We start from the raw sequence: 25,936 nt of genomic DNA, 5'->3' as shown, positions 1-25,936 counted from the left end.
GCCTGCGCCGGTCGTGGTCCGGTGAGCCCGAGCGACGGGGGTCAGCCGGGGACCGGGCCGCTGGAACCCCGGGGAACGAGCCGGAAGAGGCCGTCGACGCGGACCGGGAGTTGTTCTTCGCCTCGCATCCGGGCGAGCAACGCCAGCATTGCCTGCCGGCCGTAGGCCTCCCGGTCGACCTGGATGGTCGAGAGGGCCGGCGTGACGTACTGGGCGAACTCCTCATCGTCCCAGCCGAAGACGCTGACCTGCCCCGGGACTGTGATGCCGCGGTCCTGCAGTCCGCGCATGACGCCCAGGGCCATGTGATCGTTGGCGGCCAGTACCGCCGTCACCCCGGAGCCCTCCGGGAGCGAGCGGATCGCCTCGTAGCCGGAGCGCACCGTCCAGTCACCGTCCAAGGTGCCGTACGACTCGAGCCCCATCCGACGCACGGCATCCGCGTAGACCGCCCGCCGGTTGCGCGCCGAGTTCCAATCCTTGGGTCCGGCGACGTGGAGGAACCGGCGGTGTCCCAGTCCGGCGAGGTGCCGCAGAATCTCCTCGACCGGCCGCCCGTCTGCGGTCTCTCCCCGGGCGCGCAGCGCGTCGTCGTACTCCCCGAGCACGATGACCGGGCGCGCGTCGAACCCGGTGCCCTCCGCCAGGGGGGCCAGGGAGAGCACCCCGTCGGCCTGTCGTCCGGCCAGCAGCGCGCCGACGCCCTCCGTCCTGCGCCGCTCGCCCCCTTCCAGCCCGACCACGTCGAGGGTGTACCCGGCTTCCCGTGCCACGGCCGCCGCGCCCTTCAGAATTTGGCCCGGTACGAAACTCGTGAGTCCGGGCAGCACGACCGCGATCCGGTGCGACCGTCTGGTGCGCATCGTCCGGGCGACAGGATCCGGTCGGTAGTCCAGCGAGGCCACCGCCCGGTCCACCTTCTGCCTGGTGGACGGCTTCATTCCCCCCTCGTCACGGAGATACCGGGACACGGTCTGGTGCGAGACCCCGGCCAGTCGCGCGACTTCCCAGATGGTCGCCCTCTTGTCCGCTCGGCGAGTCCTGGCGACCGGGGGCTCACCAGTCACCGCCGTTCGGTCGGACCGACCTGCCCGTTCGAGCAGGGTCCGCAGCAGTTCCTCGCCGGTTCCGTCGGCCGGCACGGAGAACCGGGGCAGAAAGGCAGCGATCCGCGGGGCCAGGCGCGCGGTGTCGACGAGTCCGCGGTCCTGCCCGTCGGCCAGCACCGCGCCGAGCAACGCGGCATCCGCGTTCGCACGCAGCAGGTCGACGAGGGTCCGTTCGGCGGTCGTGACGGGCAAACCGTCGACGAAGGTGACCTCGTCGGCGTCGACCGGCAGCCGGTGCAGGACCACGCCCTCGCTGCGGGTGGTCCGGCGGACCGGCGACGTTAGCTCGATCCGGTCGCCGGGCGGATCACCGAGGTTCAGCACCGCGCAGGCCGACGTGTGGGAGACGACCCCGGCTCCCGGGTCTTCGCGCCGCCGCCGGACGTCCGCCCCCGGGTCCAGCCGCAGCCAGGCGACCTTGAGCTCAAGGTGCCCGGTGCGTGGCGCGTCGGCGACGCGGTACACACCGTGTCCCACACCGACCAGCAGGCCCGCGCGCCGAAGACGCAGCAGTTGCACTCCCTCGACGCCGTCCAGCTTCGCCTGGGCCGCCGTTATCAGTCCCCATTGGCCCGAGGCTCTCTTCTCCAGCGCCTTCAGCGCGTCAGACTGCCGCATGCAGCAATCATTACATTGCTCCGGCGATCTTTTCACCTGCGGCAGGTCGTCGCCGGGTCCCTCAGGCTTGAGGATGACGCCCCGCTGCACGAGCTGGGCTCACCCGAGACAGCGGACTCGCGTCGTCAGCCGGGCGGCGGTGGCTTTACCAGTCCGCTGCGGTAGGCGTGGACGACGAGCTGGGCCCGGTCGCGGGCGTGGAGCTTGTTCATGGCCCGCTGGATGTGGCTGCGTACGGTCAGCGGGCTCACCACCAGTTCCTCGGCGATCTCCACGTTGGACCTGCCGTGTGCGGCCAGTGCCGTCACCTCACGTTCCCGCTCCGTGAGGACCTCCATGACATCGGGCACGGACGTGCTCGCCTCGTGGTGCGGGAGCGCCAGGAAGCGGCTGATGAGGGTACGGGTGGCGCCGGGCGAGAGGAGTGAGTCACCGGCCGCGACGGTACGGATGCCGGACAGCAGGGCGTCGGGGGTGACGTCCTTGCCCAGGAAACCGCTGGCTCCGGCACGCAGCGCCTTGGCGACGTTCTCGTCGTTCTCGAAGGTCGTGAGGACCAGGATGCGGCTGGCGGACAATTCGGGTCGTGCACAGATTGCGGCGGTGGCGGCCACTCCGTCCAGCTGCGGCATGCGGATGTCCATGAGAACCACATCGGGGCGGTGTGCCGCGGTCAGTTCGACCGCCTCCCGGCCGTCGGCGGCCTCGGCGACCACCGTGAGGTCGCTCTGCGCGTCGATGAGGATGCGGAAGGTGGCCCGGAGCAGGGCCTGGTCGTCGGCGAGAAGGACACTGATGGTCATCGGGAAGTACTCTCTGCCGTGCTGTTCAGCGGAAGGGTGCAGGTGACCTCGAAACCGCCCTCGGGACGGGGACCGGCACGGAAGGTACCGCCCGCCGCCATTGCTCGCTCACGCATTCCGACCAGGCCGAAGCCCTGCGGGCCCGCCGTCGGGACCGGCCCACCGGGCACCGACTCGTTGGTGACGGACACAGTCAAGTGGCGCCGGGTGTAGGCGAGGCGGACGGTGGCGGTGCGGGTCGCGGCATGTTTCGTGACGTTGGTGAGTGCCTCTTGAATGATGCGGTAGGCCGCCAGATCGGGGCCGGTCGGCAAAGGGCGGGCGTCGCCGTCGACCGTGACGCTCACGTCGAGGTCCGCAGTGGTGAAGCCGTCGATGAGTTCCGTCAATTGTCGCAGGCCGGGCGCGGGTGCCAGGTCGTCTGCGTAGTCGGAGGCCTGTCGCAGCAGCCCCACGGTGGCCTTCATCTCGGTCAGCGCGGCGGCGGTGGTGTCCGAGAGCCGGTCGAGCACCTCGAATGCCTGCTCCGGGTGGGTGCGGGCCAGATGGGCCGCGGTGCCGGCCTGGGCATTGGCCAGGGCAAGGTGGTGCGCCACCACGTCATGCAGTTCCCGTGCGATGCGCACGCGCTCTTGCGTGACCCGGTGGCGTGCCTCCTCCTCACGTTCCCGATCGGCGTGTTCGGTGCGGGCCAGCGCGTACTCACGACGTACCCGGACGTAGTTGCCGCAGACGGCGGCGAGCAGGACCCAGGCGGCGGGGCTGACGGTGACGAAGACCAACGAGTCGGGGAAGGAGGACAGGAACAGACCGGTGATCACCAGACAGGCGGCCGCCGTCAGCGCACTGTTCCAGGTGGCGATGCGGGCCCTGGCGCTCGCCCAGAACTGGCCGATCAGGAGGGGCGCCATGAGCAACGGTGTCAGGAGGTAGCCGAGTGCTCCCAGGCCCATGGCGCACAGCAGGGTGAGGCCGAAGGCGAGAACGGGATGGTCGCGCCTCCAGTACAGCGCCGCACAGGCGGCCGCGGACGGCAGCAGACCGGGCCAGAGCGCTTGCGGCTCCGGTGCGACCGCCGCTGACAGCGCGACACCGGAGACGGTGAAGCCGAAGAGGAGGATGAGAGACGCGGCTTCGGTGGCCGTGGGCCGGGCCGTCGCCAAGCGCTGCCAGTGCGTACTCATGGTGCTCCGGATCGTTCGTGAACGGTCATGGTCCCACGCGGCGGGCCGCGGTGCCGCGTTCGGCGGAACCGCGGCCCTGGTGGGCGACCGCTGTCAGAGGACGCGGGTCGCTTCGCGCGGCGCCGGGTCGTCGGCGGCGACGGCCGGCCCGGTGAGGCCGCTGCCTTCGACGTCGACGTGGGGCAGTACCTTGTCCAGCCGACGCGGTATCCGCCAGGCCCGGTCGCCGAGCAGGGCCAGCACGGCGGGGACGAAGGCCATGCGGATGACGAACGCGTCCAGCAGGACGGCCACAGCGAGGCCGAATCCCATGGTCTTGATCATCGACTCGTCCGCGCCGACGAACCCGGCGAAGACCGCGATCATGATGACCGCCGCGGCGACCACGACCCGGGCACTGTGCCGGAAACCGCTGACGACGGCCTGCGGCGCCCGGTCGCCGTGGATGTACGCCTCCCGCATGCGGGCCACCAGGAAGACCTCGTAGTCCATGGCGAGGCCGAAGACGATGCCCACCAGGAAGATCGGCATCAGGCTCATGATCGGGCCGGGCTGTTCGACTCCCAGCACTCCCGCGCCCCAGCCCCACTGGAAGACGGCCACGACCACGCCGAGGGAGGCGAGGACGGAGAGCAGGAAGCCGGCGGCGGCCTTGAGCGGGACGAGCAGGGAGCGGAAGACCACCAGGAGCAGCAGGAGGGCCAGTCCGACGACGACGGCGAGGTAGGGCACGAGCGCCTTCTGCAGGGCCTGCGCCACGTCGATGTTCATCGCGGTGGAGCCGGTCACCTGGAACGTGGCGCCGGTCGTCGTCTGCAGTTCGGGGCGCTCGGCACGGATGGTCTGGACGAGGTCCTTGGTCTTCTCGTCGTTGGGCCCGGTGGTGGGGACCGCCGAGAACAGCGCGGCGTCGCGGTCGTCGTTGAGTTGCGGGGTGGAAACGGAGACGACTCCGTCGGTGTCGCCCACCGTCCTGGCGATGGCCTCGGCCGCCGCATCCGGGTCGTCGGCGCCCTTGAGGTCGGCCACCACGGTCAGCGGCCCGTTGAAGCCGGCGCCGAAGCCGTCCGCGAGGGCGTCGTAGGCACGCCGTTCGGTGGAGGAGGTCGGCTGGGACTCGGCGCCGGGCATGCCCATCTCCAGGTGGGCGGCGGGCAGGGCGACGATGCCCAGCCCCGCGATGCAGGCCAGCAGGACGGGCACGGGGCGGCGCAGCACGAACCGTGCCCACCGGGAACCGCCGTTCTCCTCGGCCCCGGAGGCGTGGCCGGCGGCTCCGCCGCGCTTGCGCGTGCGCCGGGAGAGCACCGCGTCGGGCCACATGCCGAGCAGGGCCGGGACCAGCGTCAGGGCGATCAGCACGGCCACCAGGACGGCGGCCGCGGCGACGAGGCCCATCTTGGTCAGCATGGGCACCCCGACCACCGAGAGGCCGGCGAGCGCGATGACGACGGTCAGGCCGGCGAAGACCACCGCCGAGCCGGCGGTACCGACGGCGAGGCCGGCCGCCTCCCGCGCGGGGTGGCCGGCGGCGCGTTCCTCCCGGTAGCGGGAGACCACGAACAGGGCGTAGTCGATGCCCACCGCGAGCCCGAGCATCGACGCCAGGCTGGTGGAGGTCATCGACAGGCCCAAGGTGCTGCTGAGTGCCACGATGCCGGCCATGCTGATGCCGATGCCGATCACCGCGGTCAGCAGGGGCAGTCCCGCCGCGGCCAGCGAGCCGAACGTCACCAGCAGCACCACGGCCGCGAGGGCGAGGCCGACGACCTCGGCGGTGCCGCCCGGCGAGATGGCGGCGGCGAGCGCGTCGCCCCCGACCTCGACGGTGAGGCCGGTGTCACGGGCCTCGTCGACGCTCTTCTCCAGGGCCGCCTTGTCGTCGTCGGTGAGGTCGGAGGAGGAGACCGCGAAGTTGACGGTGGCGTAGGCGGTGGAGCCGTCCTCGCTCACCGCCCCGGCCTGGAAGGGGTCGGTGACACTGGAGACGTGCGGTCCGTCCGCTGCCTCGGAGACGAACGCCTCGACGGTGGCCCGCTCATCGGCCGCGGACATCTTGGAGCCGTCCGGCGCGATGAAGACGACCTGCGCGTAGGCGCCGTCGGTGGAGCCGCCGGGGAAGCGCTCGCCGATGAGGTCGGACGCCTTCTGCGCCTCGATGCCGGGCATGAAGGAGGTGTCCTCGGAGGCGGCGGGCGCGATGGCGGCGCCGACTCCCGCGATGCCGAGGATCAACACCCACAGGGAGGTCACCAGCCAGCGCCGCGCGAAGGCGGCACGACCCAGCCGGTAGAGCAATGTAGCCACGGAAACGGATCTCCAGGGTCTGGACGTCGGGTAGGTGACCAGCGTGGCCGGGAGAGGGGGGCCGAGGCATCGTGCTGCTGCCGCGTCCGCCGTCTGGTGCGTGCGCACTACGCGCGGCGCCGTACTCCTCCTCCGGGAGTAGGGGCCTCTTCGCTCATGTGACGGCCGCCACCATTGAAACCCCGAATTAATTCATATTTAATGGCTGCGCTTGCCGCTTCCGGCTACGTCCCCGGCCTGCCCCGGGCCCCAGGAAGGAACTTCGATGAGCACAGCCCCCGGCGCGCCGACGGTGCCGCGCAGCGCGCTGCCCTGGGTGGAGCGCATAGGCATCCCCCGCCCCCTGATGTGGGGATACGTCGCGGTCCTGATCTTCATGATCGGTGACGGTGTGGAGTCCAACTACCTAGAGCCGTACCTCCGCGACACCGGTTTCAGCTCCTCCGGCGCGGGTCTCGTCATCAGCGTCTACGGCGCCTTCGTCGCCCTCGGGTCGTGGCTCTCCGGCGCGCTGTCCAACGTCTGGGGACCGCGCCGCGTGATGCGGATCGGCGCGGTGCTGTGGATGCTCTTCGAGGTCCTGTTCCTCGTCGTGGCCCTCCCCAGTGAGAACCAGCTTCTCGTCTACGTCTTCTACGGTCTGCGCGGCATCGCCTATCCGCTGTTCGCCTACGCGTTCCTGCTGTGGATCCAGCTCACCGCCCGCAGGGAACTGCGCGGTTCCGCCGCGGGCTGGTTCTGGTTCGCCTACAGCGCCGGGCTGCCGACCATCGGCTCCGCCATCGCCGCCGTCAGCATCCCCCTGGTCGGCGCCTACGCCACCTTCTGGCTCTCCCTGGGGCTGGTCGCGGTGGGCGCGGCGATCGGCTCCTTCGCCGTCAAGGAGGCCCGCGGCACCCGGCCGATGGTCGACACCACGGCCCCGGGCTTCTCCTTCCGGTCGGAACTGCTGCGCGGTGTCAGTGTGCTCAAGCGCCACCCGCGCATCGGGATCGCCGCGGTGGTCCGGATGATCAACACCACGCCGTACTTCGGGTTCTTCGTCTTCCTGCCGTCGTTCTTCACCGACGACATCGGCATCAGCGAGTCCAAGTACCTCGCCCTGGTCACCTTCATGGGCGTCATCGGCATCCTCGCCGACCCGTTCTTCGGGCGGATCAGCGACCGGCTGGGCTGGCGTTCCACCATCGCCTGGGCCGGCGGTGTCGGCTGCGCGCTCGGCGTGGCGCTCGTCTACTGGGTGCCCCAGCTCGCGCCCGGCAACTACGCCGTCGCCCTGCTGGCCACCGTCGTCTACGGCATCATGCTCGCCGGATACATCCCGCTGTCGGCGCTGCTGCCGTCCCTGGTCCCCGAGGAGGACAAGGGCAACGCCATGGGCATCTACAGCCTCGCCGCCGGACTCTCCACCTTCGTCGGGCCCCTGACGTACTCCGTCGTCGACCCCCTCGTGGGCCACACCGGAGTCGTCATCGTCTACATCGGCATGTACCTGGTGGGCGCCCTGCTCACCTGGCGCTACCTGGACGTGCCCGAGGACCCGGGGTCGCGCCGCGCCGGTGGCCCCGGGACGGCGGTCTCTCTCGCACCGAAGGACCTCCAGTCGTCCTGACCGGCCGCCCCGCCTCCTCCCCCCCAGTACGTGAAAAACGAGGAACACCATGAGCACACACTCCCCCACCGCCACGATGACCGGCGCTTTCCTGCCCGGTGACGGCACCGTCGACCTGCGCGAGACGCCCCGGCCCCGTCCCGGCCATGGCCAGGTCGTCCTGCGCACCCGCGCCTCGGGGATCTGCGGCAGCGACATCCACTACATCTACAACGGCCACATCGGTGAGGGCGGAGCCCGCTACGACGACGTGGTGGCCGGGCACGAGCCGGCCGGCGAGGTCGTCGAGGTGGGACCCGGCTGCAAGCGGCTCAAGCCCGGCGACCGGGTCGCGGTCTACCACATCTCCGGTTGCGGCCAGTGCGACGAGTGCGCCCGCGGGTACTTCATCGGCTGCACCTCCGAGTCCCGCGCGGCCTACGGCTGGCAGCGCGACGGCGGCCACGCCCCCTACCTCCTCGCTGAGGAGAACACCTGCGTCCCGCTGCCCGAGCCGCTCACCTACGTCGACGGCGCCTTCATCGCCTGCGGCATCGGCACCGTCTACGAGGCACTGACCCGCATCGCACTGAGCGGCGCGGACCGGGTGCTGGTCACCGGGCTGGGACCGGTCGGCGCGGCGGCGGCCATGGTCGCCCGCGCCTTCGGGGTGCGGACGGTGTACGGCGCCGAGGTCGTCCCGGAACGGATGGAATGGGCCCGTTCGCTCGGCCTGTTCGACGAGGTGCTCGACTCCTCCGCCGATCCGCTGGACCGGGTCCTGGAGCTGACCGGCGGCACCGGTGTCGAGGCGGCCGTGGACTGCTCCGGCCACCCCGCGGCCCGCTCCCTCGCCCTCAAGGCGCTGCGTGTGCGCGGCCGGCTCGCGCTCGTCGGCGAGGGCGGGCAGATGACTCTCGACGTCTCGGATGACGTCCTCCACAAGCAGGTGTTGATCTCGGGCTCCTGGGTCACCTCGGTGCAGGGGATGACCCGGCTGGCCGAGCTCCTCGCCCGGCAGGAGCTGCACCCTGAGCGGCTGGTCAGCGACCGCTTCCCGCTCGCCGACGCGCAGCGCGCCTACGAGGCGTCGGCGGGCCGCGCCGCCGGCAAGGTCTGCCTCGTCTTCGAAGACTGAGAGCCAGCGCAACGCCGCTGTGACCTTTCCGCTTTCCGCACGGCCCGGACGGCGGGCGAGCCGCCCGCCGTCCGGGCCCCTTCGTTGGAGGAGTACGTCCGTGAGCACTACACCCGCACACCGCAGCGGCGAGGGCCGGGTCCGCGCCGTACGGCGGGCGCGGCCCGGACACGAAGTCGTGGAGCTGGACAACGGCCTGATCCGCCTGGTGATCGCCCCCGCGCTGGGCGGGCGGATCCTGTCGGCGGTCCGGGACGGCCGGGAGTTCCTGCACCACGATCCCGACCTCCTGGACGACGCGCTCGGCGCCCGGGACCCGCGGACCGTCGGTCCGCACGACGGTCCGATGTCCGCCTGGCACAACTGGGGCGGCGACAAGACCTGGCCGGCCCCGCAGGGCTGGTCGGGCCCCGAGGAGTGGGCGGGCCCCCCGGACCCTGTTCTCGACTCGGGAGCCTATGCCTGCGAGGTGGACGTCGCGGAAGACGCTTCGCGCGCCGACATCACTCTGATCAGCGGCGATGATCCGCGCACCGGGCTCCGCCTAACCCGCCGGATTACGCTCGCGGCCGGCCGGTGCGACTTCGCGTTGCGGCTCAGTGCCCGGAACGTCTCGGCGCGGAGTGTCCGGTGGGCGCTGTGGAACGTCACCCAGTTGCCGGGGCACCCCGCCGAGCGGCCGGGGGACGGGGTGTGGCTGGGGACGGCCGGTTCGGGCGCGCCGGACACCGTGGACCTGGTCGCGGGCACCGGACGGCCGCGCGTCGAGCGCCACGGTGACCTCCTGCACGTCCCGGCGCAGGACGTGGTCGGCAAGGTCGGCTTTCCCGATGCGGCCGGGTGGATCGCCCACGTCGGCCCCGCCGGAACCTGGACCTACCGCTTCCCCGTCGACCCCGACGCCCCCTACACGGATGGCGGTTCGCGGGCCGAGGTGTGGATGGAACACCCCCTGGACTCGCCTCTGGAACACCTGGGTGGCCTGCGGCCGCGCCACCGGGTCGTGGAGTGCGAGGCGCTCGGTCCCTACCGGGAACTGGCGCCCGGCGACACCACCGCACTGGACGGGACCGTGTCGCTCGGTCCCCGGCTCGGCGCGGTGGCCTCGGTCGGCGCGCACGCCTGGTGGGGCGAGCCGCTCACGTACGCCGAGGGGAAGGTGACCGGCGTGTGCGTGCCGTCGGGCGGCGGCCCGGCGTCCCTGCTGGTACGGGACGCGACCGGCCGGGTGCTTCGGCGCCAGGCCGTCGGTGAGTGCGATGCGGGCAAGCCCCTGGTGCTGGACGTCCGGTTGCCGACCGATCCGGGCGCTGCGCGGGTGGAGGTGTGCTGCGGGAGCCACGTCCTGGGCGCGGTGGCCGTGGCCGGTTGACCTTCTGCCGTACACCTGTGCCCGGCACCCAGGAAAACCCGGGGTGCCGGGCACAGGTGTACGGCGGTCAGGTCGCTGCGGAGCGGTAGGCGGCCGTCGGCACGCCGGGCACCTCCACCCGGGCACGGAACACGGCTCCGTCGAGCGGTCCGGGCGCGACGAGTCCCACGCGGGCCGTCGTGACGTAGAGGGTGTGTCCGTCGTCGCCGCCGAGGCAGACGCCTGCGGGCTGGGTCACCGGCAGGCGCAGTACGGTCATCAGGGTGCCGTCGGGCAGGTAGCGGCGGACCTCGCCCGCGCCCCAGACCGCCGCCCACAGGGCACCCTCGGCGTCCACGGTCATGCCGTCGGGGCTGCCTTCGGTGACCCGGGCGAACTCCTCGCCCTCGCCGAGGTCTCCGTCGCGCGGGTCCACGGAGTAGCGCCGTACGAGCCCACGCGCGCTGTCGGCGAGGTACATGGTGGTGCCGTCCCGGTCGAAGGCGGGGCCGTTGGGGATGGTGATGCCGTCGAGGACCCTGGTGACCGTACCGTCGAGGTCGGTCCGGTACAGGGAGCCGGCGTCCGGTGTCCCGTCGTAGGCCATGCTCCCGGCCCAGAAGCGGCCGTGCGGGTCGGCGCAGCCGTCGTTCATGCGCATCGCGGTCGGCGCGTCCCGTTCGGGCTCGGCCAGCCACTCGGGGTCCGTGCCGGGGGTGAGCAGGCAGATGCCGGTGCCGGCCGCCGCGATCCAGGCGCCGGGCCGGCCGGCGACCGGGGACACCGCGCCGAGCGGCACGTCCAGGCGGGCAAGGGTCCGCAGCGGGGCGGTGCCGTCGCCGTCCGGGGTGAGCAGGCGGCCGGTGAGGATGTCGACGCAGACGAGCCGGCCGTCGACCCAGCGGATGCCCTCGCCGAGTTCCAGGCGGTCCGGTGCGCCCAGGGGCATCAGATCGGTCATGGTGAGGCGCTCCCAGTGGTCGTGGACGGGTCAGCGGATCGTGGTGCCCGGGGCGGCGGCGAGCAGACCCAGCTCGTCGCGGCGGGGCAATCCCTCCCAGTCGCCGTCCGAGGCGACGGCGAACGCGCCGAGGGTGTTGGCGCGGGCGAGGCGTCCGTCCGGGGACAGTCCATCGAGCAGTCCGGAGAGGTAGCCGGCGCAGAACGCGTCGCCCGCTCCCACCGTGTCCCGAACGGGCACCCTCAGGGCGGGGACCATGTGCCGGGAACCGTCCCGGTCACGGAATGCGGCTCCCGCTCCCCCGCGCTTGACGATCACTTCCCGCACCCCGGCCGCCAACAGGCCGTCGACAGCGGCGTCCTCCCCCTGCGGCTGCTCGGTGAAGGCGCCGGTGACGACGGGGAGTTCGTCGTCGGAGGCGATCAGGACGGTGACGTGCTCCAGCAGGGGCAGCAGTGCCTTGCCCGCGTCCTCGGCCGTCCACAGGCGCTGCCGGTGGTTGACGTCCAGGACGACGGTCCAGCCGCGGGCGTGCGCGTGGGCGGCGGCCTCGTGCACCGCCTCCAGCGGGCCGGGGCCGAGGGCGCAGGTGATGCCGGTCAGGTGCAGGATCCGGGCGCCAGCGTCCAGGGCGGGCGCGAGATCGGCCGGGGCGAGCAGGGAGGCCGCGGAGTGGCGGCGCCAGTAGTGGACGCGGACCAGGTCGGCGACGCGTCGCTCGCGGAGCATGCCGCCGGTGGGCGCCTCGGGGCGGACGCCGGCATGTGAGATGTCGACGCCCTCGCCCCGCAGGGTGCGCAGGATCAGCCGGCCGGGTTCGTCGTCGCCGACCAGGCCCGCCCAGGCGGCCCGGTGGCCCAGGCGAGCCAGGCCGATGGCCACGTTGGATTCCGCACCGGCGATGGTGGTGCGGGCCTCGGCGCCGACCGCGAGCGGTCCGGGCAGCTGCGCGGCGAGCATGGTCTCGCCGAACGTGAGGACGTCGGCGGCAGCCTGTGCGGTCTCCGGAGTGACGCTCATGCCCGCCCTCCCGCGGTGTCGCCGGCGCAGAGCGCGACGAAGCGGCGGGCGCGTTCGCGCAGGGCCGCCAGGTCACCGCCGCGCGCGGCGTCGCCCACCAGCGGGGAGCCGACGCCGACCGCGACGGCGCCGTGCGCGAGGTACTGCTCGGCACCGGTCAGGTCCACGCCGCCGACCGGTACGAAGGGCAGGTCCGGGAAGGGGTCGCGCAGGGCCTTGAGGTAGGCGGGGCCGCCGATCGAGGCGGGGAACAGCTTGACGGCGTCGGCTCCGGCGCGCCGGGCGGCGACGGCCTCGGTCGGGGTGAGCGCCCCGGCCAGCACCGGCAGTCCGACGCGGACCGAGGCGGCCAGGGACTCCGTGAGGGCGGGGGTCACGATCCAGCTCGCGCCGGCCTCCCGGGCGCGGGCGACGTCGTCCTCGGTCAGCACGGTGCCCGCGCCGACGAAGGCCGAGGGACCGGCCTCGGCGACGGCCCGGCGGATGACGCCGAGGGCGTCGGCGGTGTTGAGGGAGACCTCGACGAGGGACACGCCCTCGTCGAGCAGGGTCAGGACGGTGCGCAGCGCGGCGTCGGCGTCCGGTCCGCGCACGATGGCGGCCAGCCGGGTGCGGCGCAGCACGGCGGAGAAGCTGTCGGTGGCGCGGGACTGCGGGGCGTTCATGGTCACGTCCGGAAGGGTCGGGGTCGAGCGGGGGTCTGCGGGCGGGGTCACCATTCGGCGAAGGAGCCGTCGGTGTGCCGCCACAGCGGGTTGTGCCAGTCCTCGACGGTGTCGTCGGCGGCGCGTACCGCCTTCTCGTCCACCTCGATGCCTAGACCGGGGGCGGTGGTGCGCAGCAGGTGTCCGTCGTGGAAGCGCAGCGGCGTGGTGTCGACCAGGTAGTCCAGCGGACCGGCGCCCACGTTGTAGTGGATGCCGATGCTCTGCTCCTGGATGAGGAAGTTCGGGGTGCCGAAGGCGACCTGGAGGCTGGCGGCGAGCGAGACGGGCCCCAGCGGGCAGTGCGGCGCCAGGAGTACGTCGAAGGTCTCGGCGAGCGCGGCGATCCGGCGGACCTCGGAGATGCCGCCAGCGTGCGAGAGGTCGGGCTGGAGGACGGCCACTCCGGCGGTGAGGGCGGGCAGGACGTCGGTGCGCGAGTAGAGGCGCTCGCCGAGGGCCAGCGGTACGGGGGACGACGCGGTCAGGTCCCGCAACCGGTGGGTGTACTCGGGGAGCAGGGGTTCCTCGACGAACAGCGGGTTGTACGGGGCGAGGTGCGGCAGCAGCTTGGCGGCGTTGGCGACCGTGAAGCGGCCGTGGAAGTCGACGGCGAAATCCCGGTCGTCCCCGAGCGCCTCGCGGGCGGCGGCGGCGCGGGAAACGACCTCGTCGATGTCGCGGACGGTCGCCAGCCGGTTCATCCGGCCGCTGGCGTTCATCTTGACGGCGGTGAAACCCGCCTCCACCTGCTCCCGGACCGCTTCGGCGATCTGGCCGGGCTCGTCGCCACCGACCCAGGTGTAGGCCCGAACCCGGTCACGCACGGGGCCGCCCAGCAGTTGGTACACGGGAGCGCCGTACACCTTGCCGGCGATGTCCCACAGCGCCTGGTCGAGTCCGGCGACCGCGCTGGAGAGTACGGGGCCGCCACGGTAGAACGACCCCTTGGTCATGGTCTGCCAGTGGTCCTCGATACGCAACGGGTCCTGACCGACGAGGAGTTCGGACAGCTCTTCCACGGCGGTGCGAACAGTGGCCGCACGGCCCTCGACCATGGGCTCGCCCCAGCCGACGACGCCGTCGTCCGTCTCGACACGGCACAGCAGCCAGCGCGGCGGCACGGCGAACGTCTCGACGCGGGTGATCTTCATGCTTCTCCTTGGTGCGGCCGGGCGCGGGTGCCCGCCGCGGACGGGCGCGTTCTCAGGACGAGGTCTTGTACGCACTCCAGCCGCCGTCCACGACCAGCGAGGCGCCGGTCACGAAGGAGGCGTCGTCGCTCAGCAGGAAGGCGGTGGCGCCGGCCACCTCCTCGGGTCGGCCGAGCCGGCCGGCCACGGTCTGTTCCGCGCTGGCACGTCGGTCCTCCTCACCGATGCCGTCCCAGGCACGGGTGAGGACGGGACCGGGCAGCAGGGCGTTCACCCGGACGTCCGGTCCGTACTCGACGGCCAACTGGCGTGCCAGGCCGGTGAGTCCGGCCTTGGCGGATGCGTAGGCGGGGCGGCCCGGAAGTCCGACGAGGGCGTGCACGGAGGAGATCAGGACGGCGCCGCCACGGGTGGCGCGCAGGTCCTCCAGGCATGCCCTGAAGCCGAGGAAGGCTCCGGTGAGGGTGACGCCGAGCTGCTGGTTCCACTGGTCGAGCGTCGTGGCGTGGGCCGGGGCGACGCGCACGGCGTAGGCGTTGGAGACCAGAGCGGAGACGGGGCCGTAGGCGCCGCGAACGGCGTCCAGCGCCGCGGCCCAGGACGCTTCGTCGCTCACGTCGGTGCGGTGGAAGAGCGCCTGGCCGCCGGCGTCCCGGATGGCGCGCGCCGTGCGCTCGCCCTCCGCGGTGTCGATGTCGGCGACGAGGACGCGGGCTCCCTCGTCCGCGAGCCGCCGTGCGGTCGCGGCGCCGATGCCGCCGGCCGCTCCCGTCACCACGGCGACACGCCCGTCGAAACGGGCCCCCGCCCGGGGAGGCTGCGGATACGAGGACGACATGGGCGACTCCGAGAGCTGCGGCGTGGACGGGTAGGTGGAGCGGGTGGGACGGTCCGGTGGAACGTGACCGCGCCACTGAAATTATTAAATATGAATTATTGACCGAGGCCAAGATGCCTCGCTTGAGGCGCAGGTCACAGCGTGCACGAGCAACGCTCGCCGGCTCAGCGGGCCCCGCCGGACGGCCGGGAGGCAGCCGAATCGCCGGTGAGCCGGCCGAGGTCCTCGACCGCCTTGGCCAGCAGGTCGAACATGGCAAGCTCGGCCCGGACCGGGTCACCGTCGCGCACGGCGTCGAGAACGGCGCGGTGACTGGGCACGGGGTCGTCGACGGCGGCGTGCGCGTGAACGAGGCGGTCGCGCTCGCGCAGACCGGGTTCGAGGAACAGGTCCATGCGGGCCAGCATTTCGTTGCCGGTGGCCGCCAGTAGGCCGCGATGAAAGGCGGCGTCGGCCTCGGCGGCTTCGGCGGAGTCCGCTCGGGCGCGCCCCATGGCGTCGAGCGCCATCTCCAGCGCCCCCAGGTCGGCGTCCGTCCGGTACAGAGCGGCGCGACGCGCGGCGGCAGGCTCGACAATGGAGCGGACGTCGGCGAGGTCCCGCATCAGCTGTTCACCGGCACCTCCCTCGACCAGCCAGCGGATGACGTCGGCGTCAAGGAGGTTCCAGTGCCTGCGCTCCCGGACGAATGTGCCCCGCTTCTGCCGCGCGTCGATGAGGCCCTTGCCGGCCAGGACCTTCAGTGACTCACGCATCACGGTCAGACTGACGTCGAGCTCCTCCCCCAGCGCCCGCACATCCAGGGTCGCCCCCTCGGGCACGGCACCGCCCACGATGCGCGCTCCGAGCGACTGCACCACCTGTCCGTGCACACCTCGGGCACTGTAGGCCGCCATGCCGTCATCTCCTTGACATCGAGCACGCCCGGGGCGCGCAAGGAAGGGCGCCGCGGGCGCGCGAGCGTGGGCCCATGATATCGCCGGACATTAATTATTAATACATCTTGACAGCCCTGTTACCGGCACTGACGATGAACCCCACTTCAGCGAGTCACGCTTCAGCAAGCCACTGACACGGGAGCCGCCCGTCATGCTTTTGTCGAATGCCCCCACGCCGCCCCCTCCCCTCTCGGGACACCTGCCCATGGGCAGCGCCGCGGGGACCCCGCGGCCCGTGTCGGTGGACAGCCGGTGTGTGTACCGGGACGGGCAACCCTGGATACCGGTCACCGGTGAGTTCCATTTCAGCCGCTACCCGGCCGACGGGTGGCGCGAGGAGCTGCTCAAGATGCGGGCCGGCGGTGTGGACACCGTGGCCACGTACCTGTTCTGGAACCAGCACGAGGAGCACCGCGGCGTCCGGCGGTTCGACGGCGGGCTCGACGTCCGCCGCTTTGTCGAACTCTGCGGCGAACTGGGGCTGGCCGTGGTGATGCGGATCGGTCCGTGGGCGCACGGTGAGTGCCGCAACGGCGGTTTCCCCGACTGGCTGGCGGAGACCGGCTGCGTACCGCGCACCGACGACCCCGCCTACCTGGATCTGGTCCGGCCCTACTACGCCCGGATCGCACAGGAGCTGCGCGGTCTGTCCTACGACGAGGGCGGTCCGGTGGTCGCCGTACAGATCGAGAACGAGCTGTACGACCAGCCGGCCCACTTGGCGACGCTGCGACGCACCGCCGAGGAGGCGGGGCTGCGGGCCCCGCTGTGGACGGCGACCGCCTGGGGCGCGGCGGATCTGCCCGCCGACGTGCTGCTGCCGCTGTACGGCGGTTACCCGGAGGCGTTCTGGGAGGAGGCGCACGACGGCTGGGCGCGGCACATGCGCCGCCACTACTTCTTCACCCCGATCCGTGACGACCACGCTATCGGCGCCGATCTCAGGTCCCACGCCCCCGCGGGCACGGGACCGGACGACCTCCGCTACCCGTACGCCACCTGCGAGCTGGGCGGCGGGATGGCCATCGCCTATCATCGCAGGCCCCTGATCCCGGCCGCCGACATCACCTCGTTGGCGCTGGCCAAGCTGGGCAGCGGCTCGGTGTGGCAGGGCTACTACCTGTACCACGGCTGCTCCCAGCGCCTGGACCACGAGTTGCCCAACCAGGAGTCGCACGACACCGGCTACCCCAATGACCTTCCGGTGGTCACGTACGACTTCCAGGCGCCGCTGGGCGAGTACGGTCAGGTTCGCCCGTCCTTCTTCGCCCTGCGCGCCCACCACCTCTTCCTGCACGACCGGGGGGCCGATCTGGCGCGGATGGCACCGGTGCCGTCGGAGACGAGGCCCGACGGCCTCGACGACCGCACCACCCTGCGTTGGACGGTCCGCTCGGACGGGAAGCGCGGCTTCCTGTTCGTCAACAACCACCAGCCTCACGAGCCCCTGCCCCGCCACGACGGGGTCCGCTTCCAGGTGCGCCTGGCGGACGGACGCGCGGTCACCCTGCCCGACCGGCCCGTGAGCATCCCGTCGGGCGCACACTTCGTGTGGCCGATCGGCCTCGGCCTCGGCCAAGGGGTCATCCTCGACTGGGCCACCGCCCAGCCCCTGACCCGGCTCGGAGTGGACGGTGTGCCCATGACAGTGCTGGCCGCCACCGCCGGCACACCCGTGACGCTCGCGCTGCCCGCGGGCCTGCGCGTGGAGGGACCGGCCGAGGTGCGCACGGGCACGGACGGAACCCTGGTCTCCGTGCCGCAACCGGGCACCGACGCCCTGCTCACGGTCCACGGGCCCGACGGCCCCGTACGCGTCCTCGTCCTGGACGAACAACAAGCTCTCACCGTCGACAAGGTCCACGTCCGGGGAACAGACCGGCTGCTCCTCAGCGACGACCTCGTCGTCACCGACGGCGACGAGATCAGCCTGCACACCACCGCGTCCACCACGTCCCTGGCCTTCCTCCCCGCGCCCGACGCGCTCACCGGCGGCGGTCTGGGTGCTCCGGTCGCCGACGGCGCCTTCACCCGGTGGCCGCTCTCCCCTCCCCGCGCCACGGCGGAGGCCAGGGCCGGCTGTGAACGCGCCGAGGCCACGGCCCCACCCGCACGCACGGGCGGATCGCACGACCGGGCGTCGGCCCCGCGCGACGAGGACTTCGACTCGGCGGCCGTGTACCGGGTGACGGTCCCCCAGGAGGCGTTCGCCGGCGGCGGCGAGGTGCTGCTGCGGGTGACGTACACCGGAGACGTGGCCCGCGCGTACATCGGCGGCCGGCTGGTCGCCGACCACTTCTGGTACGGCCCGGACTGGGAGATCGGCCTGCGCCGCTTCGCAGGGCAGGCCGTCGAGCACGGGGTCGAGATCCGCGTGCTGCCGCTGCCCGAGGAGAGCGAGGTGTACGTCGACGCCTCGGTGCGCGACGGTCTGGCGGCGGGGCGGAAGCGGGCTGCCGTGGACAGGGTGAGCCTGATCCCCGTGCACCGGGCCACCCTGCGCGTCGCCGACGGAGCCGATCATGGCTGACCCCGGCCGCAGAACCCTGCTGCGCGGTGCCGCGGGCCTCGGCCTCGGACTGCTGGCCGCCCCCGCTCTGACCGCGTGCGCGACGTCGTCGGCGGCACCCGTCGCCTCGGGGCCGGTGGACATCGACCTGTGGACCCACGACCCCGGGTACGTCACCACGTACCAGAAGGCGGTCCGGGACCGGGCCTTGATGCGTGGGTCGCGCTTCGACTACCGGATGCACATCACCAACGCCGCCCCGGCCGACATCGTCACGCGGCTGATGGCCCAGGCGATCGCCGACGGCGACACCCCGGACCTCGCGGGCATCGTCATCGACCAGTACCCCCGAGTGATGGGCTACGGCATCGCCGAGAATCTCTTCGTCGACCTCTCAGAGACCGTACGCCCCCTCGGCGACGGCCTCCTCAAGCTCGCCCCCTACACGGTGGACGGCGTCCCCTACGGCCTCGACTCCGACAACTCCGTCACCGTCCTCTACTACCGCCAGGACCTCTTCGAGAAGTACGGCATCGCGCCCGGCACCGAGACCTGGGAGGAACTCGCCGAGCAGGGCGAGCGGCTGCACGCCGACCACCGCGTCAGCCTCGGCATGGTCTCCACCGGTGACAACGGCTCCGTCGTCAACGGGTTCCTGCAACTGCTGCTCCAGCGCGGCGGTTCCTTCTTCGACGCCTCGGGGGAGCTGACCCTGGACTCGCCGGAGTCGGTGGAGGTACTGGAGTTCATGTGCCGCGGTGTGCGCACCGGCGTGTTGCTGGCCCTGCCCGACCCGTACGGCAGCGCCTGTGCCGCCGCTCTGAAGTCGGGGCGGCTCGCAGCCACCGCCATGCCGAACTGGTACAACGCCTACGGTCTCCAGGCCAACGTGCCCGAACAGAAGGGCCGGTGGCGGATGCGGACCCTCCCGCGCTTCGCCGGCGGCGGCCACCTCGCCTCCACGCTGGGCGGCACGGCCTTCACCGTCCTCAGGGACAAGCCCCACACCCGCGCGGCCCTCGAACTGCTCGGCCGCGTCTACCTCACCCGGGAGGGCCAGCTCCTGCGCTACCGCTCGGGCGGGTTCCTCCCCACTCTCACCTCCCTCTACGAGGATCCGGAACTGCTCGCCACCGAGGACGCGTACCTCGGCGGGCAACGCGTCTTCGACGTATACGGCCGCGCCGCCGCCGACCTCCCGCTCTTCTACCAGGCCCCCGGCATGCAGATCCTCACTGACGTCCTCGGAGGCCCGGTACTCGACGCGCTCAAGGGCCGCTCCTCCCCCACCGCCGCGCTCAAGGCCGGCCTGGCCGCCTACAGACAGCAGGTGAGACGATGACCGCTTCGCCACCGGCCCCCCTGACCGGCACCCGCACGACATCCGACGACACCCGTACGGGCACGAACCCCGACCGACGCTCCTGGTGGTCGCGCCGCCAGCGCACCTGGGCCCCGTACGTCTTCATCTCACCCTTCTACGTCCTGTACGGGCTCTTCCTGCTCGTCCCCGTCCTCGTCGGCCTGTACCTGTCCTGCACCGAGTGGGCCGGACTCGGCACCCCGCGCTGGGTCGGACTGCGCAACTACCGGGACCTGCTCGGGGACGACAGCTTCTGGACCTCGGTGGGCAACACCGGCTTCTACGTCGTCTTCGCGCTCTGCGTCGTGACACCGGCGGCGCTGCTCATCGCCCAGGCGCTCAACAGCCGCGGACTGCGCGGCCGGGACCTGTTCCGGCTGACGTACTTCATGCCCGTGGTGATCTCGCCCATCGTCATCACCCTGGTGTTCGGGCTGTTCTTCGACAACGAGTTCGGTCTGCTCAACGCGGCCGGGCAGGCACTGTTCGGGTTCGGCGGCATCGACTGGCTCGGCAGCCCCGGCTGGGCGCGGATCTGCGTGGTCGTACTGGTGCTGTGGCGCTGGACGGGCTACCTCACCGTGTTCTTCCTGGCCGGACTGCAGAACGTGCCGCGGGAACTGTACGAGGCGGCGGCCCTCGACGGGGCCGGCCCGGTGCGCCGCTTCCTGAACGTCACCCTGCCGGCGCTGCGGCCGGTGACCGCGTTCGTCGCGGTCACCGTCCTGGTCAGTACCGCGCAGATATTCGAGGAGCCGTTCCTGCTCACTCAGGGCGGTCCCGGCGAGTCCACGCTGTCGGTCGCCATGTTCATCTTCCGCGCCGGTTTCCAGCGCCAGCAGCTCGGTTACGCGGCGGCGGCCGGCGTGGTCCTCTTCGTCGCCGTTTTCCTGGTCGGACAGCTCGCGATGCGTGCCCTGGGCGTAGGAAGGAACGACCGATGACCGCCGCTGCCCCGCATCCCGCCGCCGTGACCGACGGTCCCGTCCCGCCTCGCCGTCCGCCGCGCGGGCGCCGCCTGCGCACCACGAGCGGTCGGGTCCTGCTGTACACGTTCCTGATCACCCTGCTGGCGGTGTTCGCGCTGCCGCTGCTGTGGGCACTGTCCTCGTCCTTCAAGGCACGGGGCGACATCTTCGGCTACCCGCCGCGTCCGCTTCCCTCGCCGGCCACCCTGGACAACTACCGGGGGCTGCTGGACGCCCAGCCGTTCTGGAGCTGGCTGTTCGTCAGCACCGTGGTGGCGGCCGTCTCCACAGTGCTGGCGGTCGGGTTGTGTGCCCTGGCGGGGTTCGCGTTCGCCAAGTACCGCTTCCGCGGCCAGAACGTTCTCTTCCACGTCATGTTCAGCTCACTGGCGGTGCCGTTCGCGGTGATCGTGGTGCCGCTGTTCATCATGCTCGCCAAGGCTCACCTGACCACCCCTTACTTCGCCCTGGTCGTGCCGTGGGTGGCGCCCGCCTTCGGGATCTTCATGATGCGGCAGTTCACGGAGCAGGCCGTGCCCGACGCACTGCTGGACGCGGCCCGGGTCGACGGCTGTACGGAATTCGGGCTGTTCCGGCGGGTGGTGGTGCCGCTGCTGCGGCCCGCCCTCGGCGCCCTCGGCGTGTGGTCCTTCCTCAACAGCTACAACAGTCTGATCTGGCCGCTGATCGTGGTGAGTTCTCCCGACGACTACACCTTGCCACTCGGCCTCCAGGCGCTGTTCGGGGCCACCGGCCGCCAGTACGACCTGGTACTCGCCGGATCCGTCCTCGCGGCCGTTCCGAGCCTGCTCGTCTTCTTCCTGCTGCGCAAGCAGCTCATCGAGGGGCTGACCGCGGGCGCCGTCAAGAGCTGACCGACCCACCACCCCAATTGCATGAAAGGCCTACGGACCTTGCCCACACCGCTGCCTGCCCATCTTCCCCCCGTCCTCGCCGTCTCCCTGTGGGACTTCTCCTGGTACACCCGCACCGGCCCCGGTGAGCCCTTCGACGACCTCGACCGGGCCTTCGCCGAGGCCGTGGAGCGCGGGTACAACACCGTCCGGATCTGCGCCATGCCGCTCCTGCTGTTCGGGAGCGGCCTCGACACCACCCGGCTGCGCCTCGGCCCACTGGGGGGTGACTACGGGCAGCGCGTCCGCTGGTACGACGTGCGCGCTTCGGCGCAGATCGACGCCCGCGCCCACCTGCTTGCCCTGTTCGAGGCGGCTCGGCGGCACGACTGCTTCGTCATCCTCTCCAGCTGGGAGTACCAGCAGTCACCGTCCTTCGCCGATGACCGCTCCTGGTACGACGCGGTCATGGCCGTCGAGCCGGAGCGTCGCGCGGAGACCCTGGCAGACGCCCTCGCCGACCTGGTCGACTTCCTCGCCGGGCACGACGGCTTCGACGACCGGATCGCCTTCACCGAACTGCACAACGAGGTCCAGGCCGGCCGCCTCACCGACGGCCTGCCCGCCGACGCGGACCCCGTCCTCGCGCTCCGCCCCCGCCTGGAGCGCGGACTGGCCCGGTTCCGTGAGCGCCATCCGGACCGCCCCGTCACGGTCAACTACGCCGAGGTGCCGGTCGGTTCTCTGCGCGGTGTCCCGCGTGACGTGGACGTCGCGGTCTTCCACCCGTACGTCTACGGCGTCCTCGGTGAACTCCTCGACACCTTCGCGCTGCGGGACCCGTCCCGGCCGTTCCCGCAGGAGCGAGCCGAGCGAGAACTGCTGCGCCCGGGAGCGCCCCGGCTGGAGGATTGGCTGCCGCCGAAGGAGGACCGGTGGCGTCTGGACGCCACGATCGTCGGCGCGCGCGAGGTGTACGTCCACGACTGGTGTGACCCCGACCGCTTCGACGCCTGGCTCTACGACCGGTACGCCATGCACCGCGTGGCCATGGAGACCACCCTCTCCCTCTGGATCTGGGCGGCCGCCGACTGGGCCGCCGACACCGGCGTTCCCCTGGTCTTCGGTGAGGGCTGGGTCGGCTACACACCCCTCAGCAGTGACTTCGAGGGAGGTCCGGTCGGCGCGGCCCTCTGTCGCCGGGCCGTCACCGAGTCCGCCCGTGCGGGGGCGCGGGGCGCCGTCGTCTGTTCCAACGCGGCGCCGCAGCACGCGATGTGGCGTGACATCGCACTCCAGCGGGAGTGCAACGCCCTGCTGGGCGGGGGCCGGTAGCGCGGGTAGGCTCCCGTCGCCCGTCCGCGTCAGTCGGCGCCCAGCAGTTCCGGGCGCCGGCCGTCGCGGACGAGGACGGGGATGACGGACAGCGGTGCGTCGAGCAGAGCCTCCTGGCCGCCCTCGTACACGCGGCCGTCGTGGAGGCTGGTCCACCGTGCGCCGTCGGGCAGGTAGACCGTCCGTTCCCGGGCGCCCGGCCGGGTCACGGGGGCCACCAGCAGGTCGGCCCCGAACATGTACTGGTCGGCCAGGTCCCAGCAGCGCTCGTCGGCGGGGAACTCGTAGAACATGGCGCGCAGGACGGGAGAGCCGGACTCGTGGCTCTCCCTCATCAGTTCGCGCAGGTAGGGGCGGAGCGACTCGCGCAGCCGCAGGTGGCCGGCGAGGATCTCGTACGTCTCCTCGCCGAAACTCCACACCTCGTTGCCGGCGCCCGTCGGGCAGCGCGGCGTGCCGTCGGCCCTGCGGACCTCGGACGCCGGGGTGCGGTCACCGTGCAACCGCATGACCGGGCAGAAGGTGCCGTACTGGAACCAGCGAACCAGCAGCTCACGGAAGGCGGGGTCGTCGGGGTCGCCGCCGTGGAAGCCACCGATGTCCGTGGTCCACCAGGGAATGCCGGCGATCCCCATGTGCAGCCCGGCGGTGATCTGCCTGCGGAAATCCTCCCAGGTGGAGCCGATGTCGCCGGACCAGACCAGGGCGCCGTAGCGCTGGCTTCCGGCCCAGGCGCAGCGGACCAGGTTGACGGGGTCGTCCTGGCCGGCGGCGACCATGCCCTCGAAGAAGAGGCGGGAGAACGCCTTCGGATAGAGGTTGCCGACCTGGAGGGCGGGGCCCTCGTGGTAGCGGTAGGCGGCGAAGTCGTAGGTCTCGTACTCCGGTTCCGCCTCGTCGAGCCAGAACAGCCGTACGCCCTTGTCGTGGTAGTTGCGCTTGCACACCTCCCAGACGTAGGTGCGGGCGGCCGGGTTGGTGGCGTCGAAGAAGACGGTCGGTTCTTGGAAGCGCATCTGCACGTCGATGCCCGTCTCGGTGCGCACCAGCATGTTGCCGTCGGCCAGGGGCCGGTAGTTCTCGGAACCGAAGGCCACCTGCGGCCACACGGAGACCATTAGCTCGACGCCCAGGTCCGCGAGCTCCGCGGTCATGGCGGCGGGGTCGGGGAAGAACTCCTCGTCGAAGCGGAAGTCGCCCTGGTGCGGCCAGTGGAAGAAGTCGCAGACGATCACGTCGAGCGGCAGGCCGCGCCGCTTGTACTCGCGAGCCACGTCCAGGAGCTGCTCCTGGTTCCAGTAGCGCAGTTTGCACTGCCAGAAGCCGAGGCCGTACTCGGGCATCATCGGCGGCCGCCCCGTCACCTCGGTGAAGCGCCGGACCAGCTCGGCCGGGGTATCACCCGCCGTGATCCAGTAGTCGAGCTGGCTGGTGCACTCGGAGCTCCACTCGGTGCGGTTGGTGTTGAAGCCGGCGCGTCCGATGCTCGGGTCGTGCCAGAAGAAGCCGTAGCCGGCGCTGGAGACGACGAAGGGGATACTGGCCTGGGAGTTGCGGTGGGCCAGCTCGAAGACGGCACCCTTGAGGTCGAACAGCTCCTGCTGATACTGACCCATGCCGTAGAGCTTCTCGTCGCGTGGTGCCTCGAAGGAGGCGGTCAGCCGATACTCGCCGCCGGGTATCTGCTGGAAGCGGCGGGCCTGGAGCTTGAGCGCGTTCTCGCCGCTGATCTCGCGCAGCAGCGGGCGGCCGTCGCGGTGGAAGTACTCGACGCGGCAGTGGACGACCTCGGGGATGCCGACGCCCATGAAAGCGCGGCGGGTGGTGAGGACCGCCTTGATCTTGCCGTTGACGATGACGGCGCTGTCGCCGTCGATGCCGATCACGGCTTCGGCCGGCGCGGAAAGGCCCAGAGCGTGTTCCGTGTCGAGGATGTCACCCATGGGACGGCAACGGATCCGCAGGCTGTCCTCCCCCCACGCCTGCACTCGCAGGGTCTCGCCGGGGCCGTGCCAGGTCAGAGCGTCACGGTCGACGGTGAACGATGTCATCAGCGGTCCTCTGGGTCGTCGACCGGCCCCCGGGCCGGTCTCAGCGGAACAGTCGCGGCGGGACGAGTCCTTGCTCGCGCAGCGAGTCGGCCACGATCTGCGCGTAGGTGGCAGCGCCATGGACGGACGTGTGGGTGTTGTCCCCGATGCCCGTCAGATACAGGTCCTTGGAGGCCTCGGGCCCCAACTCCTCCACCAGTTCCTTGGACGCCGCGGTGAGGTCGATCAGCGGCACGTCCAGTTCGGTGGCCAGTGAGCGCATCTCGGCGGGGAGGTCGGCCGCCATCACGTGCTGCGCGACCGGAGTCAGCCTTCCCTCCGGATTGAAGAGGCGACGGACCATGGGGGTGACGAAGACCGGCTGGCCCCCGCGGGCCCGGACGCGCTGGGCCATGGCCGTCAGGTTGGCGCGGTAGGTGGCGGCGGTGGTCGTCTTGTCGTTGTGCGCCAACTGGACGAGCACCAGGTCGCCCCGGCGCACGCGGCTCTCCAGTGCGTCGAAGAGAAGAGGGTTGCCAAGGAAACTGACGGTGCTCTCCCCGGAGTCGGCGTAGTTGGCCACAGCGGCGCCGCGCCGCAGCGATTGCGGCAGTCGCTGCCCCCAGCCGGTCCAGGGCGCGAGGGCCTGGTCGCACACGGTCGAGTCGCCGGCCAGCAGAATCTGAGACGCGTGGCGCGCCGGAGTGACCTTGACGTCTTCGAGGAGGGGCGCGGAGCCGCCGAAGCGGAGATCGAGACCGGGGGTGCCGATGTCGTCGTCCGTGGGCTGTCCCTCGACGGCCCGCACGTTCACGGTGAAGCTCCGGCGGACGTGCCGGCCGGGTGCCGTGACCGTCTCGTGAAGCATCGCGCGCCGTGTTTCGGCCTCGACCGAGGTGCTGCCGGCGGTGGCACCGCCGAGGACGGCGGTGACGTCGTAGTTGCCCGGCGGCACGTCGAAGTGGCAGACGACCGGCGCCGTGCCCACGCACGTGCCGGACAGGCCCGCGTGACGTTCACCGCGCGCCTGGGCCGGTAAGGCCAGCGCGGTGACGGTCGCGGCGGTGAGCGCGGCCAGCAGGGTGAGACGGGAGGTGGCTCTGGGAGACCGGAATGGTGCGCGCATGACATACCTCTCTGTGAACGTTCACTCGGCGAACT

Annotated in this window: 20 protein-coding genes; 8 read left to right on the top strand and 12 right to left on the bottom strand. The window is 71.7% G+C overall.

Translation table 11 applies throughout. The features are described from left to right. Positions 1-41: 41 nt before the first annotated feature. The 4 genes from AMK11_RS36855 to AMK11_RS15055 form a co-directional block, all read right to left on the bottom strand. Positions 42-1,727 carry a substrate-binding domain-containing protein gene (locus AMK11_RS36855; RefSeq protein WP_079187446.1) on the bottom strand — a complete coding sequence of 562 codons (1,686 nt, stop codon included), beginning with the start codon at positions 1,725-1,727 and terminating at the stop codon, positions 42-44. Between the two features lie 125 nt (positions 1,728-1,852). After that, positions 1,853-2,530, bottom strand: coding sequence for a response regulator (locus AMK11_RS15065; protein WP_073727223.1), 678 nt, complete (start codon positions 2,528-2,530; stop codon positions 1,853-1,855). Next, positions 2,527-3,714 (bottom strand): sensor histidine kinase, encoded by a 1,188-nt coding sequence (locus tag AMK11_RS15060; RefSeq protein WP_073727221.1) that lies wholly within the window; start codon positions 3,712-3,714, stop codon positions 2,527-2,529. Before AMK11_RS15060 ends, AMK11_RS15065 begins: the two co-directional genes overlap by 4 nt. A gap of 93 nt (positions 3,715-3,807) precedes the next feature. Continuing rightward, positions 3,808-6,021 (bottom strand): MMPL family transporter, encoded by a 2,214-nt coding sequence (locus AMK11_RS15055; RefSeq protein ID WP_073727219.1) that lies wholly within the window; start codon positions 6,019-6,021, stop codon positions 3,808-3,810. Between the two features lie 265 nt (positions 6,022-6,286). Between AMK11_RS15055 and AMK11_RS15050 the strand changes: the two genes are divergently transcribed. The 3 genes from AMK11_RS15050 to AMK11_RS15040 all read left to right on the top strand — a co-directional run bounded on the left by AMK11_RS15050 (position 6,287) and on the right by AMK11_RS15040 (position 10,122). Then, the gene (locus AMK11_RS15050; protein ID WP_073727217.1) at positions 6,287-7,633 is read left to right on the top strand and encodes an MFS transporter; all 1,347 of its coding nucleotides are present in this window, start codon (positions 6,287-6,289) and stop codon (positions 7,631-7,633) included. A gap of 49 nt (positions 7,634-7,682) precedes the next feature. Continuing rightward, positions 7,683-8,750, top strand: coding sequence for a zinc-dependent alcohol dehydrogenase family protein (locus AMK11_RS15045; RefSeq protein ID WP_073727215.1), 1,068 nt, complete (start codon positions 7,683-7,685; stop codon positions 8,748-8,750). A 100-nt stretch (positions 8,751-8,850) separates the two neighbouring features. Beyond that, positions 8,851-10,122, top strand: a complete 1,272-nt coding sequence (locus AMK11_RS15040) for a DUF4380 domain-containing protein (RefSeq protein WP_079187445.1) — start codon at positions 8,851-8,853, stop codon at positions 10,120-10,122. 67 nt (positions 10,123-10,189) lie between these two features. On the opposite strand, the gene AMK11_RS15035 is transcribed toward AMK11_RS15040, so the two are convergent. The 6 genes from AMK11_RS15035 to AMK11_RS15010 all read right to left on the bottom strand — a co-directional run bounded on the left by AMK11_RS15035 (position 10,190) and on the right by AMK11_RS15010 (position 15,674). Beyond that, complete coding sequence (locus tag AMK11_RS15035; RefSeq protein WP_073727211.1) at positions 10,190-11,062, bottom strand: SMP-30/gluconolactonase/LRE family protein; 873 nt, start codon at positions 11,060-11,062, stop codon at positions 10,190-10,192. A 30-nt stretch (positions 11,063-11,092) separates the two neighbouring features. Then, positions 11,093-12,082, bottom strand: a complete 990-nt coding sequence (locus tag AMK11_RS15030) for a sugar kinase (protein ID WP_073727209.1) — start codon at positions 12,080-12,082, stop codon at positions 11,093-11,095. After that, positions 12,079-12,747 (bottom strand): bifunctional 4-hydroxy-2-oxoglutarate aldolase/2-dehydro-3-deoxy-phosphogluconate aldolase, encoded by a 669-nt coding sequence (locus AMK11_RS15025; protein ID WP_073727207.1) that lies wholly within the window; start codon positions 12,745-12,747, stop codon positions 12,079-12,081. The genes AMK11_RS15030 and AMK11_RS15025 overlap by 4 nt, the downstream gene beginning before the upstream one ends. A 47-nt stretch (positions 12,748-12,794) precedes the next feature. Next, positions 12,795-13,940 (bottom strand): galactonate dehydratase, encoded by a 1,146-nt coding sequence (dgoD, locus tag AMK11_RS15020; RefSeq protein WP_073727205.1) that lies wholly within the window; start codon positions 13,938-13,940, stop codon positions 12,795-12,797. Positions 13,941-13,992: 52 nt separating this feature from the next. Further along, positions 13,993-14,778, bottom strand: coding sequence for an SDR family NAD(P)-dependent oxidoreductase (locus tag AMK11_RS15015; RefSeq protein ID WP_073727203.1), 786 nt, complete (start codon positions 14,776-14,778; stop codon positions 13,993-13,995). A 164-nt stretch (positions 14,779-14,942) separates the two neighbouring features. After that, entirely contained in the window at positions 14,943-15,674 is a 732-nt protein-coding gene (locus tag AMK11_RS15010; RefSeq protein ID WP_073727202.1) for a FadR/GntR family transcriptional regulator, read from the bottom strand. Positions 15,675-15,921: 247 nt separating this feature from the next. Here AMK11_RS15010 and AMK11_RS15005 point away from each other — a divergent pair, with 247 nt between their 5' ends. From AMK11_RS15005 to AMK11_RS14985, 5 genes are read left to right on the top strand one after another with little or no spacing between them, the layout of a single operon-like run. Continuing rightward, positions 15,922-18,246: a beta-galactosidase gene (locus AMK11_RS15005; protein ID WP_241846975.1), complete on the top strand. Its 2,325-nt coding sequence runs from the start codon at positions 15,922-15,924 to the stop codon at positions 18,244-18,246. After that, positions 18,239-19,567: an ABC transporter substrate-binding protein gene (locus AMK11_RS15000; protein WP_073727198.1), complete on the top strand. Its 1,329-nt coding sequence runs from the start codon at positions 18,239-18,241 to the stop codon at positions 19,565-19,567. Before AMK11_RS15005 ends, AMK11_RS15000 begins: the two co-directional genes overlap by 8 nt. Continuing rightward, on the top strand, positions 19,564-20,532 hold the full coding sequence (locus AMK11_RS14995) for a carbohydrate ABC transporter permease (RefSeq protein WP_241846974.1): 969 nt from the start codon (positions 19,564-19,566) through the stop codon (positions 20,530-20,532). The genes AMK11_RS15000 and AMK11_RS14995 overlap by 4 nt, the downstream gene beginning before the upstream one ends. Continuing rightward, positions 20,529-21,431, top strand: coding sequence for a carbohydrate ABC transporter permease (locus AMK11_RS14990; RefSeq protein WP_073727196.1), 903 nt, complete (start codon positions 20,529-20,531; stop codon positions 21,429-21,431). The genes AMK11_RS14995 and AMK11_RS14990 overlap by 4 nt, the downstream gene beginning before the upstream one ends. Before the next feature lie 39 nt (positions 21,432-21,470). Continuing rightward, on the top strand, positions 21,471-22,745 hold the full coding sequence (locus AMK11_RS14985; protein ID WP_073727194.1) for a cellulase-like family protein: 1,275 nt from the start codon (positions 21,471-21,473) through the stop codon (positions 22,743-22,745). A 29-nt stretch (positions 22,746-22,774) separates the two neighbouring features. Here the strand turns inward: AMK11_RS14985 and AMK11_RS14980 are convergent, their stop codons facing one another. After that, entirely contained in the window at positions 22,775-24,796 is a 2,022-nt protein-coding gene (locus AMK11_RS14980; RefSeq protein ID WP_073727192.1) for a glycoside hydrolase family 31 protein, read from the bottom strand. A gap of 40 nt (positions 24,797-24,836) precedes the next feature. Then, positions 24,837-25,901: a rhamnogalacturonan acetylesterase gene (locus AMK11_RS14975; RefSeq protein WP_073727190.1), complete on the bottom strand. Its 1,065-nt coding sequence runs from the start codon at positions 25,899-25,901 to the stop codon at positions 24,837-24,839. Positions 25,902-25,936: the final 35 nt, after the last annotated feature.

The sequence above is a fragment of the Streptomyces sp. CB02414 genome (assembly GCF_001905385.1).
In the GTDB taxonomy this organism is placed as follows: Bacteria; Actinomycetota; Actinomycetes; order Streptomycetales; family Streptomycetaceae; genus Streptomyces.
The sequence above is the reverse complement of the archived record's forward strand: the minus strand, read 5'-3'. Positions and strand labels throughout refer to the sequence as shown.

Excerpts from the sequence above, each read along its gene's own strand:
- AMK11_RS15010 (WP_073727202.1), bottom strand. The coding sequence starts at position 15,674 with ATGGCGGCCTACAGTGCCCGAGGTGTGCACGGACAGGTGGTGCAGTCG.
- AMK11_RS15025 (WP_073727207.1), bottom strand. The coding sequence starts at position 12,747 with ATGAACGCCCCGCAGTCCCGCGCCACCGACAGCTTCTCCGCCGTGCTG.
- AMK11_RS15065 (WP_073727223.1), bottom strand. The coding sequence starts at position 2,530 with ATGACCATCAGTGTCCTTCTCGCCGACGACCAGGCCCTGCTCCGGGCC.
- AMK11_RS15050 (WP_073727217.1), top strand. The coding sequence starts at position 6,287 with ATGAGCACAGCCCCCGGCGCGCCGACGGTGCCGCGCAGCGCGCTGCCC.
- AMK11_RS15005 (WP_241846975.1), top strand. The coding sequence starts at position 15,922 with ATGGGCAGCGCCGCGGGGACCCCGCGGCCCGTGTCGGTGGACAGCCGG.
- dgoD (WP_073727205.1), bottom strand. The coding sequence starts at position 13,940 with ATGAAGATCACCCGCGTCGAGACGTTCGCCGTGCCGCCGCGCTGGCTG.
- AMK11_RS15000 (WP_073727198.1), top strand. The coding sequence starts at position 18,239 with ATGGCTGACCCCGGCCGCAGAACCCTGCTGCGCGGTGCCGCGGGCCTC.
- AMK11_RS36855 (WP_079187446.1), bottom strand. The coding sequence starts at position 1,727 with ATGCGGCAGTCTGACGCGCTGAAGGCGCTGGAGAAGAGAGCCTCGGGC.
- AMK11_RS14980 (WP_073727192.1), bottom strand. The coding sequence starts at position 24,796 with ATGACATCGTTCACCGTCGACCGTGACGCTCTGACCTGGCACGGCCCC.
- AMK11_RS15035 (WP_073727211.1), bottom strand. The coding sequence starts at position 11,062 with ATGACCGATCTGATGCCCCTGGGCGCACCGGACCGCCTGGAACTCGGC.
- AMK11_RS14995 (WP_241846974.1), top strand. The coding sequence starts at position 19,564 with ATGACCGCTTCGCCACCGGCCCCCCTGACCGGCACCCGCACGACATCC.
- AMK11_RS15015 (WP_073727203.1), bottom strand. The coding sequence starts at position 14,778 with ATGTCGTCCTCGTATCCGCAGCCTCCCCGGGCGGGGGCCCGTTTCGAC.
- AMK11_RS15045 (WP_073727215.1), top strand. The coding sequence starts at position 7,683 with ATGAGCACACACTCCCCCACCGCCACGATGACCGGCGCTTTCCTGCCC.
- AMK11_RS15060 (WP_073727221.1), bottom strand. The coding sequence starts at position 3,714 with ATGAGTACGCACTGGCAGCGCTTGGCGACGGCCCGGCCCACGGCCACC.
- AMK11_RS14990 (WP_073727196.1), top strand. The coding sequence starts at position 20,529 with ATGACCGCCGCTGCCCCGCATCCCGCCGCCGTGACCGACGGTCCCGTC.
- AMK11_RS14975 (WP_073727190.1), bottom strand. The coding sequence starts at position 25,901 with ATGCGCGCACCATTCCGGTCTCCCAGAGCCACCTCCCGTCTCACCCTG.
- AMK11_RS15030 (WP_073727209.1), bottom strand. The coding sequence starts at position 12,082 with ATGAGCGTCACTCCGGAGACCGCACAGGCTGCCGCCGACGTCCTCACG.